This window comes from Nonomuraea sp. NPDC048901 (assembly GCF_040649695.1).
GTDB lineage: Bacteria > Actinomycetota > Actinomycetes > Streptosporangiales > Streptosporangiaceae > Nonomuraea.
Genome location: NZ_JBEZFW010000005.1, coordinates 206,292 through 218,849 on the forward strand (window position 1 = coordinate 206,292; position 12,558 = coordinate 218,849).

Here is a 12,558-nt window from a genome sequence, read left to right on the forward strand (position 1 = left end):
CTGTGGGGATGTCCCTTCGGGAGTGGAAGGAGACGGGTCGGCGTCGCGACCCTAGAGTGGCGGCCATGGTGCGGGTGATGGTGGTGGATGACCATCCGATGTGGCGCGACGGGGTTGCCAGGGATCTGGCCGAGGCGGGCTACGAGGTGGTCGCCGCCGTGGGTGAGGGGCGTCAGGCGCTTCGTGTGGCCGGGGCGGTGCTGCCCGAGGTGGTGGTGCTCGATCTGCGGTTGCCCGACATGTCGGGGGCGGAGGTGGCCGAAGGGCTGGCCGGGATGCCGGTGCCGCCGCGGGTGCTGGTGTTGTCGGCCAGTGCCGAGCAGGACGACGTGCTGGACGCGGTCAAGGCGGGCGCTTCTGGGTATCTGGTGAAGTCGGCGAGCCGGGAGGAGTTCCTCGACGCCGTACGGCGGACCGCGGACGGCGACGCCGTGTTCACGCCGGGTCTGGCCGGGCTCGTGCTGGGGGAGTACCGGCGGCTCGCCGCCCAGTCCGCGCCGGCCGAGGGGCCCCGGCTGACCGAGCGGGAGACCGAGGTGCTGCGGCTGGTCGCCAAGGGCCTGTCCTACCGGCAGATCGCCGACCGGCTCGTGCTCTCGCACCGGACCGTACAGAACCACGTCCAGAACACGCTTCAGAAGCTCCAGCTCCACAACCGGGTAGAACTGGTGCGATATGCGATCGAGCGGGGGCTCGACGCGGACTAAACTCGGTGGGTCGAGGCGTTGGCCTCGGCACGTCCCCATCACTCCCGGAGGTTCTGCCATGTCGATGTCCGCCCTGGGCGAGCCGTGCGTTCTGCTCAAGCTGGGCGAGATCGTCCTCAAAGGTAAGAACCGCGACATTTTCGAACGCCGCCTGGTCGACAACATCCGCGAAGCCGTCAAGGAGCTCGGCCTCAAGCTCGACGTGCGCAAGCGGCACGGCGTCATCGCGATCTTCCTGCCCGACGGCGCCACGGCCGAACAGTCCGAGACCGTGGCCAAGCGGGTCGCCGACGTGCCCGGCCTGGTCTGGATCCACTCGGCCTGGCGGGTCGCCAAGGACCCCGACGCCGTGCTCAAGGCGAGCCTGGAGCTGGTGTCCGAGCGCGAGGAGGTCAAGCGCGGCGCCTCGTTCGCGGTGCGCTCCCGCCGCCGCGACAAGCGTTTCCCGCTGCGCTCCAACGAGCTCGACCGGCTGGTCGGCGGCGCCATCAACGACGAGTACGGCCTGCCCGTCAACCTGAAGAACCCGGAGCTGACCGTCTCCATCGAGGTCGACAAGGACGAGGTGTTCGTCTTCACCGGCGGCATCCCCGGCCAGGGCGGCCTGCCGGTCGGCAGCAGCGGCCGGGCGCTGGTGCTCATGTCGGGCGGCATCGACTCGCCGGTGGCCGCCTACCGGATGATGCGCCGCGGCCTGCATGTCGACTTCCTGCACTTCTCCGGCATCCCGTTCACCACGTCCGAGTCGATCTACAAGGCGTACGCGCTGGTCAGGAAGCTCGACCGGTTCCAGGGCCGGTCGCGGCTGTGGGTGGTGCCGTTCGGCAAGGCCCAGCAGTCGATCCGCACCTCCGGCCAGGACCGGCTCGCGGTGATCGCCCAGCGCCGGCTCATGCTCAAGACGGCCGAGGAGGTCGCGCATCGCATCCGCGCCGCCGCGCTGATCACCGGTGACGCCCTCGGCCAGGTCTCCTCCCAGACGCTGACCAACATCACGGCCCAGGACCACGCGGTCGAGCTGCCGATCCTGCGCCCCCTGGTGGGCTGGGACAAGACGGAGATCATGGCCGAGGCCCGGCGCATCGGCACGCTGGAGATCTCCGAGCTGCCCGACGAGGACTGCTGCACGCTGCTGGCCCCCAAGCGGGCCGAGACGCGCGCGAAGATCGAGGACCTCAAGCAGATCGAGAAGCGGCTGGACGCCGAGGAGCTGGCCGTCCAGCTCGCCGACTCGATCCAGGAATACAAGCTCTGAGCTCGGCCTGAGGCCGGGCCGCTCGTGGGGGACCATTCCGCTGGGCGGCCCGGCCTCAGGCTTGAGAGGGCCACCCAGCCCGGCGAGGGAGCGCCGTCGTCTGGAGGAGGAGCGCCGGGAGCGTAGCGACCAGAGCGACGGGGGAAGACGGCGGCATTGGGCGACCGAGCCCGCCGCACGGAGTGCGGCAAATAAGCACGGTCAGGACGCGTCCACCCTGAACGGGTCGTGCTCGGCGAGCAGCTTGTCCAGGCGGGCCTGGTCGACGCGGGTGCTGACCCCCGACAGCTCCTGACGGTCGCGTACGACCTTGCTGAGCGTAATGGTCGAGGTGATGACGTACAGGACGCCCAGGGCGAGGAAGGCCCTGATCCACCCGGAGGCCGGGAGGTAGACCAGGGCGAGCACCACGGACGACACGGAGACCCCGAACGACAGGATGGCCTGGACGTAGTAGGCGGTGGTCTGGGTGGGTTGGATGGGCTTCGTCATGCCGACCATCATCAGGCTGGGCGACATGTCGGCACATGGGGTTACGTACTCAAGTTACTCATGAGTACGGCCGACCGGGCGCGTGGTGCCGGCCGTACTCATCCCAGGCGGATCAGACCGTCAGCGCGGCGGCGGCGGTCTTGCCGAGCAGCGGCGGGAAGTCCCGCATGACCTGGGCCAGCTCGCCCAGATCGGTGTCGACCAGCGCCTGCGGCCCGTCGACGATCGCCTGCTCGGGATGCGGGTGCACGTCGATGATGACGCCGTCGGCGCCCACGGCGATCGCCGCGCGCGTCAGCGGCAGCACCAGGCCACGCTGGCCGCCCGAGTGCGACGGGTCGACGATCACCGGCAGGTGCGACAGCCGCTGCGCCACCGGCACGGCCGAGACGTCGAGGGTGTTGCGCGTGGCGGTCTCGAACGTCCGGATACCGCGCTCACACAGCACGATGTCGAGGTTGCCGCGCTGGGCGATGTACTCGGCGGCCATCAGCCACTCCTCGATCGTCGAGCTCATGCCGCGCTTGAGCATGACCGGCCGGCCCGCCGCGCCGACCGCCTGCAGCAGCGCGAAGTTCTGCGCGTTGCGGGTGCCGACCTGCAGCATGTCCGCGTACGAGGCGACCAGGGCGACGTCCTGCGCGTCGACCACCTCGGTGACGATCGGCAACCCCGTCTCCTCGCGCACGTCGGCGAGGATGCGCAGGCCCTGCTCGCCCAGCCCCTGGAAGGCGTACGGCGAGGTGCGGGGCTTGAAGGCGCCGCCGCGCAGCAGGGTCGCGCCCGCCGCCATGGCCATCCTGGCCGCCTCCAGCGTCTGCTGGGGCGTCTCCACCGCGCACGGCCCCGCGATCAGCGTCACGGTGCCGGGGCCGATCGGCACGCCGCCCACATGGACCGTGGAGCGTTCGGGATGGTTCTCCCTGCTCACCAGCTTGTACGGGGTGCTCACCCGCATCACGTCACGCACCCCCGGCATGCCCCGCAGGCTCGCCTCGTCGAGCTGGGTCACATCGCCCACCAGCCCGACGATCGTGCGCCGTACACCCCTGCTCACGAACGCCTCTACCCCGGCCGCCTGGACGACCGCGACGATCGACGCGATGTCATCCCCGGTTGCCTCCTGGCCCATCACGATCACCATCTGCTGCTCCTTTGATCAAGCACGGAAAAAGCCCTGGAAACGCCGAAAGGCCCCGGGTCCATGTGGACCCGGGGCCTTTCGTTCGCCTGTCTGCTAGCGCAGCGTCAGGTGGCGAACGGACACGGGTCCGTCGCCATACCAAAACACGAACGCTTTACGCATAGTCGCCATCGTAGCGCACCGCACCCGGGCGCGAGGCAGACACAGGCCGATGGCAGGATGGCCCAAGACCACGGAAACCGGCGAGGGGAGTGTACGTGGAGGAATCGCGGCTGCCTCCGGGCCAGTACGTCCCGCGCGGCCGGCCGGTGATCCACTACGGCAGGGTGCCGCAGTTCCGGCCCGAGAGCTGGGACTTCCGCGTCTTCGGAGCCACCGCCTCGGGCGAGGAACACCGCTTCACCTGGCCGGAGTTCGAGAGCCTGCCCCGCACCGGCGTCATCGCGGATTTCCACTGCGTCACCAAGTTCTCGATCATGGGCAACGAGTGGCGGGGCGTCAGCCCGGCGACGATCGTCGCGGCGGCCCCGCCCGACCCGGGCGTGCGGCACGTGATGATCTGGGCCGAGTACGGCTACAGCGCCAATCTCCGGATGTCCGACTTCACCGCCTCGGACACGCTGTTCGCCATGGAGCTGGACGACAAGCCGATCAGCGCCGAGCGGGGCTTCCCCGTACGCGCCGTCGTGCCCCATCTGTACGCCTGGAAAAGCGTCAAATGGGTGCGGGCCATCGAGTATCTCCTCGAAGATCGCCGAGGCTTCTGGGAGGAACGCGGCTACCACAACGTGGCCGATCCCTGGCGCGAGCAACGCTACTCCTACCAGGAAGAACCCGGCGAGGGCCCTCCGTAGGGTTTCCGCCCGAACACGGTCCGTTGTTGGCTACGGTTGCCCGCATGTCGACCACCGCGTACGTGGTGCTGTCCTGCCTGACCTTCGTCCTCGGCTACGTCGTCGCCCTGGTGCCGCGGGGACGCCGGGAGCCGCGCGAGCCGTCCGATCCGGCCGGGCCGCCCCCGGGCGACTGGAGGGACGAGGCGACGTACACGGCGCTGCACATCGCGGCCCTGGCGGCCCCCTCGCTGCGCGCCGGGCTGAACCGCGACTCGGCCCGCAAGGCCGTACGCCATCTGCACGCCCTGCTCGGCACCTACGCCGTCGCGATCACCTCGACCGAGGCGGCGCTGGCCTGGGACGGCCCGTGCACCGACGAGGTGCTCACCTACGCCCGCACCGCGCTGGCGTCCGGGCGGCCGCAGGTGTTCGCCGGGGAGCCGTACGGCGCGGTCGTGGTGCCGCTGCTCGTCGACGGCAAGCTCGTCGGCACGCTGGCGGCCTTCGACCAGGAGGTGAGCGCGGCGCTGGTGCGTACCGTCACCGAGGTCGGCCGGTGGGTGTCGGGCCAGCTGGAGCTGGCCGAGCTCGACACCTCGCGGCGGCGCGCGCTGGAGGCGGAGATGCGCGCCCTGCGGGCGCAGATCTCGCCGCACTTCATCTACAACGCGCTGACCACGATCGCCTCCTTCGTCCGCACCGATCCGGCGCGGGCCCGGGAGCTGCTGCTGGACTTCGCCGACTTCGCCCGGTACGCGCTGCGCCGGGCGCACGACTTCACCACCCTGGCCGACGAACTGACCTGCGTCGACCGCTACCTGCTGCTGGAGCGGGCGCGCTTCGGCGACAGGCTGCGCTTCAGCGTGCAGGTGGCGCCGGAGGTGCTGCCGGTGCCGGTGCCGTTCCTGTGCCTGCAACCGCTGGTGGAGAACGCGATCAAGCACGGCATGGGCAGCCGCGGCGGCGTCGGGCAGGTCCGCGTGGTGGCCCGCGACGCCGGGCCGGAGGCGCACATCACGGTCGAGGACGACGGCACCGGCATGGATCCGGAGCACGTCAGGCGGGTGCTTGACGACGACCCGAGGCGCGAGGGCAACGGCATCGGCCTGGCCAACGTGGACGTGCGGATGCGCCAGATCTACGGCGACGGCTACGGGCTGGTGGTGGAGACGGCGCTGGGTTCGGGCACCACCGTGCGGCTGCGCGTGCCCAAGACGCGCCTCAGCTCTCTGTAGTCAATTATTCGCGCTGCGTGCGCAAGTGGGTTGTGACCTCAGCGTTATTAAGGCAGCGTGGTGGTCATGCTGCGCGTGCTGGCCGTCGACGATGAGGTGCCCGCTTTGGAAGAACTGGCCTACTTGCTGCGCAAGGATGCCAGAGTGGAACGGGTCACGACCGCGAGCGACGGCGTCGCGGCCCTGCAGGAGATGGTCCAGATGATCGGGACCGGCGAGCGGCTCGACGGGGTGTTCCTCGACATCCGGATGCCCGGCATCGACGGGCTCGACCTGGCCAAGCTCGTCGGCGGATTCCCCAGCCCGCCCAGGCTGGTGTTCGTCACGGCGCACGAGGACTGCGCGGTGCGGGCGTTCGAGCTGGAGGCCGTCGACTACCTGCTGAAACCGGTCCGGGCCGAGCGGCTGGCCGAGGCGGTGCGCAGGCTGGAGGTGGCCGTGGCGCCGCCCGCCGAGCCGGCCCTCGACGACGTGATCCCGGTTGAGCTGAGCGGGATCACCAGGTTCGTCCCGCAGCAGGCGGTCTGGTACGCCGAGGCGAAGGGCGACTACGTACGCCTGCACACGGTCGACGGCAGCTACCTCGTACGCATGTCCCTGGCGGCGCTGGAGCGGCGCTGGGCCGACGCCGGGTTCATCCGGGTGCACCGCAGCACTCTCGTCTCCGCCAGGCACGTGAGCGAGCTCAGGTTCGAGGGCGGCAGGGTGATGCTGACCGTCGGCACCCAGACGCTCCAGGTGAGCAGGCGGCACAGCCGCCAGGTGCGCGAGCAGCTGGTCCGCCAGCATCGCGGCGCCATTTCCTGACCCGTCGCCGACCCGTTGTGCCGCCCGTTTCCCGGGTGGGGTGGGCGTGAACGCGGGGAGTGTGAACGGCCGCCCGCGCGGTTCGGCGCGCCGGGCGATTTCTCCGTGATGGTGGCGAGTTCCCTGGTCACACTGGGTCGGGTGGCTCTGTGGCGTCCGGACGGCCGTCGTGTCCGGGATCGCGGGGCCGCGGAAGTGACCGCTCGTCGTGCGGGAACCGCCGTTCGTCGTACCCGTACGCTCCGTATGGCGATGACTACAGACCGTTCGACGAGCTGTCCGTAAACGGGGGTTCGCCCGCAAGATCGCGACCGTAGTGTTTGCGCATCGGAAGCCACCCGGCGCATCGGGGGGGACGAGCCGAATGGCTCGCTGATTAGTCTGATGCGTCGGATCCTCCGGTGACCGCGCAGGTCACCACGGCTGTCGGGCCCTCTACCGGGGGGCAGGGCCCGCCTGCCGAGCACGTGTGGGACGCCCGCTGTGGCCGCGGAAAGGACCGCGATCCGGCTTACGGGGGTGGCCGGATCGCGAGAGCGGGCGTCCCGACACGTGCGTCAAGGCCCGACTCAACCGAGCAGGCCGGAGATCACGGCTCGTCGCGGAGCTTCTTGAGGGTGGCGATGTCCTCGCGGTGCTTGTCGGCCTTCCCCGGCGTCTCGATGCAGATCGGGACGCCCGCCACGGCCGGGTGCCGCATCAGGTCGGCGAACGGCTGGGCGCCGATGTGCCCCGCGCCGATGTTCTCGTGGCGGTCCTTCTTCGAGCCGCACACGTCCTTGGAGTCGTTGGCGTGGATCAGCTTCAGCCGCCCCGGCGCGATCGCGTGCAGCGCGTCGAACGTCTCCTTGACCCCGCTCGCCGCGACCAGGTCGTGCCCGGCCGAGAACGCGTGGCAGGTGTCGAGGCAGATGTTGGCCCGCGGGTGCCAGTCGAGCGCCGCCAGGTAGGGCTCCAGATCCTGCACCGTGGCGCAGAGCATCGCCCCCTGGCCCGCCATCGGCTCCAGCAGCAGGTCGGGGCCGCCCTCGGGGATCTCGTCGAGCAGCGGCAACAGGTGCTCGCGCAGCTGGCGCATCGCGTCGTCGCGTGGCTGCGTCACCGCCGAGCCCGTGTGCACCACGACTCCCTTGGCGCCGACCTCGGCGCCGCGGCGCAGCGTGTAGCGGACGAGCGCGATGGTGCCGGCCACCGTCTCGGGGTTGGGCGAGCCGAAGTTGGCCAGGTAGGGCACATGCACGAAGGTATCGACACCCGACGCGGCCAGCGCGGCGTCCTGTTCGGGCTTGCCCGGCGTGAGCGCCCAGGCGCGCGGGTTGGTGACGAACACCTGGATCATCTCGGCGCCGATCTCGGCCATGTACGCGAGACCGCCCGTCGCCAGGCCGCCCGCGACGGAGACGTGCCCGCCGATGAGAGAGGTTGGGGTCATGATGGCTACCAGTTTAGGCGGGTGGCGGAGCGGGCCGGCCGAGTGGGATATGCGGCGAGCTTGGAGCATGACACGAAAAGTCCTAGCCAACCGCTGGGCCACTTGAGAGTTCTTGCGGATGGACCGGGCACCAGGCGGGTGTGTGTACTGCTGCTATGCCCAACACGCTCACCGGTCTGGCCGGGTTCAACGCCCGGGAGGACATCGAGGCGGAGCTGCTCGCCTGCTGCGCCTCCCGCGCCTTCGCCAGGTCCGTCGCGGCCCGGCGCCCCTACAGTGACCCGGACCGGCTCGCCGACGCCGCGGACGCGGCCGTGCGCGGCCTGGCCTGGCCCGACGTACTCGAAGCGCTCAGCGCCCACCCCAGGATCGGGGAGCGCGCCCAGAGCGCCTGGTCCAGGCAGGAGCAGTCGGGCGTGGCGGACGACACGCGCGCCGAGCTGGCCGAGGGCAACCGGGCGTACGAGGACCGTTTCGGCCACGTCTACCTGATCTGCGCCACCGGCCTGACAGGCGCGGAGATGCTGGCCAGGCTGCGCGAACGCCTGCTCCACGACGAGGAGACCGAACGCGCCACCGTTCGCGACGAGCTGGCCAAGATCACCAGGCTGCGGCTGGTCAAGCTGCTGGAGGGGTCCTGATGAGCTTCTCCACGCACGTCCTGAACGCCGTCACCGGCCGCCCCGCCGCCGGAGTGGCCGTACGGCTGGAGTACGAGGGCGAGGTCGTGGCCGACGGCCGCACCGACGCCGACGGCCGGATCAAGGGCTGGAACCCCGGCGCCGGCGTCCACCGGGTGGTCTTCGACACCGGCGCGTACCTGGCCGACACGTTCTACCCCGAGGTCGTCATCACCTTCACCGTGACGGACCCGGCCGCGCACTATCACGTGCCGCTGCTGCTCAGCCCGTTCGCCTACTCCACCTACCGAGGGAGCTAGAACGTGCCCGACGTCATCCTGGGCCCCAACCGCTACGGCAAGGCGGAGACCAGGCTCGTCCGCGTCGTCCGGGAGGGCGACGTCCACCACCTCAAGGACCTGAGCGTCAGCTCCTCGCTCTCCGGCGACATGGAGGCCGTCCACCTGACCGGCGACAACGCCACCGTGCTGCCGACCGACTCGCAGAAGAACACCGTCTACGCCTTCGCCAAGAAGCACGGCGTCGACCAGATCGAGGAGTTCGCGCTGCTGCTGGCCAGGCACTACGTCGCGGCACAGCCGTCGATCCACCACGCCAGGGTGGAGATCGAGGAGTACGCCTGGGAGCGGATCGGCGGCGACCGGCCGCACTCGTTCGCGCGCAAGGGTGGCGAGGTGCGCACCTGCGTCGTCCACCATGACCGGGACGGCCGCACCACCGTGGTCTCCGGGCTGAAGGACCTGGTCGTGCTCAACTCGACGGGCTCGGAGTTCCACGGCTACATCCAGGACGAGTACACCACGCTGCCGCCGACCACCGACCGGGTCCTCGCCACCGCCGTCGCCGCCCGGTGGCGCCACGCTTCAGAAGGGTCCGCGTACGGCAAGTCGTACGAGGAGGTACGGCGCTGCCTGCTCGAGGCGTTCGCCGACACGCACAGCCTGTCCCTGCAGCAGACGCTGTACGCGATGGGAAAACGGGTACTGGACACCCGAGGCGAGGTCTGCGAGATCAGGTTCGCGATGCCGAACAAGCACCACTTCCTGGTGGACCTCTCGCCGTTCGGCCTGGACAACGACAACGAGGTCTACTTCGCGGCCGACCGCCCCTATGGCCTGATCGAGGGCGGCGTACTGCGCGAGGACGCCCCTGACGCCGCATTCGCCTGGGAGTAGAACGATGGAATTCCTGCGCCCCACGACATGGGACGAGGCGCTGACCGCCAAGGCGGACCGGCCCGGGGCCGTGCCCATCCAAGGCGGCACCGACGTGATGGTCGAGATCAACTTCGACGTGCGACGGCCGGAGGCGCTGCTGGACCTCACCCGCGTGCCCGAACTGCGTACCTGGTCCCTGGAGGACGGCCGCTACCGGGTAGGGGCCGCCGTGCCGTACACCACGATCATCGAGGAGCTCGGCGGCCCGCTGCCGGGACTCGCGCAGGCGTCCCGGACGGTCGGCTCGCCGCAGATCCGCAACCGCGGCTCGGTCGGCGGGAACCTCGGCGCGGCCTCGCCCGCCGGGGACAGCCACCCGCCGCTGCTCGCCGCCGGAGCGGTGATCGAGGTGGAGTCGCGCGACGGCGGCGTCAGGATGATCCCCGCGCACGAGTTCTACCTGGGCGTCAAGCGGTCCGCGCTGCGGCCGGACGAGCTGATCAGGGCCGTCCACCTCGAACCCGCCACCGGCCCCCAATACTTCTCCAAGGTCGGCACCCGCAACGCCATGGTCATCGCGGTGTGCTCGTTCGCGGTCGCGCTGCATCCGGGGGAGAGGCGGGTCGGCACCGGCCTCGGATCGGCCGCGCCCACGCCGCGCAGGGCGCTGGAGGCCGAGGAGTTCCTGCGCCGCGAACTCGACTGGAACGCCCGGCTCGACCCCGCCGTGCTGAAGCGGTTCGGCGAGCTGTGCGCCCGGGCCGCCTCGCCGATCGACGACGTGCGCGGCACCGCCGACTACCGCAGGCACGCCATCGGCGTGATGGCCCGCCGCACGCTGACCTGGGCCTGGAACGACTACCGAGGAAGGAGGGCCGCCTGATGCGCGTCACCTTCACCGTCAACGGCCGCGAGGAGTGCGCCGACGACGTGTGGGAAGGCGAGAGCCTCCTGTACGTGCTGCGCGAACGGGTCGGCCTGCCCGGCTCCAAGAACGCCTGCGAGCAGGGCGAATGCGGGTCGTGCACGGTCTACCTCGACGGTACGCCGGTCTGCGCCTGCCTGGTCGCCGCCGGGCAGGCCGAGGGCCGCCACGTGCGTACCGTCGAGGGCCTGGCCGACGGCGACCGGCTCGACCCCGTGCAGGAAGCGTTCGTCGAGAGCGGCGCGGTGCAGTGCGGCTTCTGCACGCCCGGTCTGATCGTGCAGACGCACGACCTGCTCGAACGCGTCGACCGTCCGTCCGACGCGGAGATCCGCGAGGCCCTCGCGGGGAACCTGTGCCGCTGCACCGGCTACGAGAAGATCCTGGACGCGGTACGGCTGGCGGCCGAGCGAAAGGCGGCGACCAGATGACGCCCGGCTCTGTGCAGATCGACAACGTCTACATCGCGCCTGTTGCCGGGCCGGAGGTCGAGTCCGGATATATCCGTATCGAGGGGGATCTAATCACCGGCCTCGGCCCCATGACCGAGGCGCCCGCCACCCCGCCGGCCACCCGGATCGACGGCACCGGCTGCCTGGCCACGCCCGGCCTGGTCAACACCCACCACCACCTCTACCAGTGGGCCTCGCAGGGCCTGGCCCAGGACGCGACCCTGTTCGAGTGGCTGGTGGCCCTCTACCCCGTGTGGGCCGCCATGGACGCCGAGGTCGTCAGGGGCGCGGCCGGCGCGGGACTCGGCCACCTGGCCCTGTCCGGCTGCACCACCTCCAGCGACCACCACTACGTCTTCCCCAAGGGCCGCGGCGACCTGCTCGCCGCCGAGATCGAGGCGGCACGCGAGCTGGGCATCCGCTTCCACCCGGCGCGCGGCTCCATGGACAGGGGCGAATCGCAGGGCGGCCTGCCCCCGGACGTCGTCGTCGAGCGGCTCGACGAGATCCTCGCCGCCACCGCCGAGGCCGTCGACGTCTACCACGACCCGTCGTTCTCCTCGAAGCTGCGGATCGCGGTGGCGCCCTGCTCGCCGTTCTCGGTAAGCAGTGAGCTGATGACCGAGGCCGCCGCCCTCGCCAGGGACCGGGGAGTCCGCCTGCACACCCACCTGGCCGAGACGCTGGACGAGGAGGAGCACTGCCGCGCGCAGTTCGGCATGCGGCCCGTCGAGTACATGGACAAGCTCGGCTGGCTCGGTCCCGACGTCTGGTTCGCGCACGCGGTGCACCTCAGCGACTCCGACATCGGCAAGCTCGCCGCCACCGGCACCGGCTCCGCGCACTGTCCCTCGTCGAACGGCCGGCTCGGCGCCGGGATCGCCAGGGTGTCGGAGATGCTGCGCCGCGGCGCGAACGTCGGTCTCGGCGTGGACGGCAGCGCCTCCTCGGAGCTGACCACGCTGTCCGGCGAGATGCGGCAGGCACTGCTGTTCCAGCGGGCCGTGTACGGTCCCGGCGCGCTGACCGCCCGGCAGGCACTCGAACTCGCCACGCTCGGCGGGGCCCGCAACCTCGGCCGTGAGGGCGAACTGGGCACGCTGGAGGCGGGCAAGCTCGCGGACATCGCGCTGTGGCGGGTGGACGGGCCGTTCGCCTCGGCGGTGACCGACCCGGTCTGCCGCCTGGTCTTCGCCACCCGCCAGCCGCCGCTGGCCCGGCTGCTGGTCGGCGGCGAGACGGTCGTCGAGGACGACGAGCTCAGGACCGTCGCCCATGACGCCGTCGGCCGCGCGGGCGTTGAGGCCCACCGCCGCCTGAGCCGGCTGGCCGAGAAGCATGGCATCACCGCCGCCAAGGAGATCCACCGGTAACCACGCCCGTCTGTCGTGAATCACGCACCGGACGCCAGTTCGAGGCGCCGTCCGCCGGGATGTGATGATGAATCGTCGCGTCTCCCCGGAGGCGGGGCCGTT

At 70.8% G+C, this 12,558-nt stretch carries 14 protein-coding genes; 11 read left to right on the forward strand and 3 right to left on the reverse strand.

Annotated elements, in window-relative coordinates; all coding sequences use genetic code 11:
• Positions 1-65: 65 nt before the first annotated feature.
• Together AB0C30_RS18615 and thiI are read left to right on the forward strand one after the other, a co-directional pair.
• Positions 66-707 carry a response regulator transcription factor gene (locus AB0C30_RS18615; protein WP_357945109.1) on the forward strand — a complete coding sequence of 214 codons (642 nt, stop codon included), beginning with the start codon at positions 66-68 and terminating at the stop codon, positions 705-707.
• Between the two features lie 58 nt (positions 708-765).
• Positions 766-1,962: a tRNA uracil 4-sulfurtransferase ThiI gene (gene thiI / locus AB0C30_RS18620; RefSeq protein WP_357945112.1), complete on the forward strand. Its 1,197-nt coding sequence runs from the start codon at positions 766-768 to the stop codon at positions 1,960-1,962.
• A 201-nt stretch (positions 1,963-2,163) separates the two neighbouring features.
• Here the strand turns inward: thiI and AB0C30_RS18625 are convergent, their stop codons facing one another.
• Complete coding sequence (locus AB0C30_RS18625) at positions 2,164-2,454, reverse strand: YiaA/YiaB family inner membrane protein (RefSeq protein WP_357945114.1); 291 nt, start codon at positions 2,452-2,454, stop codon at positions 2,164-2,166.
• A 112-nt stretch (positions 2,455-2,566) separates the two neighbouring features.
• The gene (aroF, locus tag AB0C30_RS18630; protein ID WP_357945117.1) at positions 2,567-3,598 is read right to left on the reverse strand and encodes a 3-deoxy-7-phosphoheptulonate synthase; all 1,032 of its coding nucleotides are present in this window, start codon (positions 3,596-3,598) and stop codon (positions 2,567-2,569) included.
• Between the two features lie 257 nt (positions 3,599-3,855).
• On the opposite strand from aroF, the gene AB0C30_RS18635 reads away from it, so the two are divergent.
• From AB0C30_RS18635 to AB0C30_RS18645, 3 genes are all read left to right on the forward strand, one after another.
• Positions 3,856-4,452, forward strand: a complete 597-nt coding sequence (locus AB0C30_RS18635; protein ID WP_357945120.1) for a sulfite oxidase-like oxidoreductase — start codon at positions 3,856-3,858, stop codon at positions 4,450-4,452.
• A 44-nt stretch (positions 4,453-4,496) separates the two neighbouring features.
• The gene (locus tag AB0C30_RS18640; protein WP_357945123.1) at positions 4,497-5,669 is read left to right on the forward strand and encodes a histidine kinase; all 1,173 of its coding nucleotides are present in this window, start codon (positions 4,497-4,499) and stop codon (positions 5,667-5,669) included.
• A gap of 66 nt (positions 5,670-5,735) precedes the next feature.
• Positions 5,736-6,476: a LytTR family DNA-binding domain-containing protein gene (locus AB0C30_RS18645; protein ID WP_357946337.1), complete on the forward strand. Its 741-nt coding sequence runs from the start codon at positions 5,736-5,738 to the stop codon at positions 6,474-6,476.
• A 589-nt stretch (positions 6,477-7,065) separates the two neighbouring features.
• Here AB0C30_RS18645 and AB0C30_RS18650 read toward each other — a convergent pair.
• The gene (locus AB0C30_RS18650; protein ID WP_357945126.1) at positions 7,066-7,908 is read right to left on the reverse strand and encodes a deoxyribonuclease IV; all 843 of its coding nucleotides are present in this window, start codon (positions 7,906-7,908) and stop codon (positions 7,066-7,068) included.
• A gap of 155 nt (positions 7,909-8,063) precedes the next feature.
• Here AB0C30_RS18650 and uraD point away from each other — a divergent pair, with 155 nt between their 5' ends.
• Genes uraD through AB0C30_RS18680 form a run of 6 tightly spaced genes read left to right on the forward strand, consistent with a single transcriptional unit; the run spans position 8,064 to position 12,456 of the window.
• Positions 8,064-8,549: a 2-oxo-4-hydroxy-4-carboxy-5-ureidoimidazoline decarboxylase gene (gene uraD, locus AB0C30_RS18655; RefSeq protein WP_357945128.1), complete on the forward strand. Its 486-nt coding sequence runs from the start codon at positions 8,064-8,066 to the stop codon at positions 8,547-8,549.
• Positions 8,546-8,848, forward strand: a complete 303-nt coding sequence (uraH, locus tag AB0C30_RS18660; RefSeq protein ID WP_357641973.1) for a hydroxyisourate hydrolase — start codon at positions 8,546-8,548, stop codon at positions 8,846-8,848. Before uraD ends, uraH begins: the two co-directional genes overlap by 4 nt.
• Positions 8,849-8,851: 3 nt before the next feature.
• The gene (pucL, locus tag AB0C30_RS18665) at positions 8,852-9,724 is read left to right on the forward strand and encodes a factor-independent urate hydroxylase (protein ID WP_357945131.1); all 873 of its coding nucleotides are present in this window, start codon (positions 8,852-8,854) and stop codon (positions 9,722-9,724) included.
• A gap of 4 nt (positions 9,725-9,728) precedes the next feature.
• On the forward strand, positions 9,729-10,589 hold the full coding sequence (locus AB0C30_RS18670; protein WP_357945134.1) for a xanthine dehydrogenase family protein subunit M: 861 nt from the start codon (positions 9,729-9,731) through the stop codon (positions 10,587-10,589).
• Positions 10,589-11,062, forward strand: a complete 474-nt coding sequence (locus tag AB0C30_RS18675) for a (2Fe-2S)-binding protein (protein WP_357945137.1) — start codon at positions 10,589-10,591, stop codon at positions 11,060-11,062. Before AB0C30_RS18670 ends, AB0C30_RS18675 begins: the two co-directional genes overlap by 1 nt.
• The gene (locus tag AB0C30_RS18680) at positions 11,059-12,456 is read left to right on the forward strand and encodes an 8-oxoguanine deaminase (protein WP_357945140.1); all 1,398 of its coding nucleotides are present in this window, start codon (positions 11,059-11,061) and stop codon (positions 12,454-12,456) included. Before AB0C30_RS18675 ends, AB0C30_RS18680 begins: the two co-directional genes overlap by 4 nt.
• Positions 12,457-12,558 lie beyond the last annotated feature (102 nt).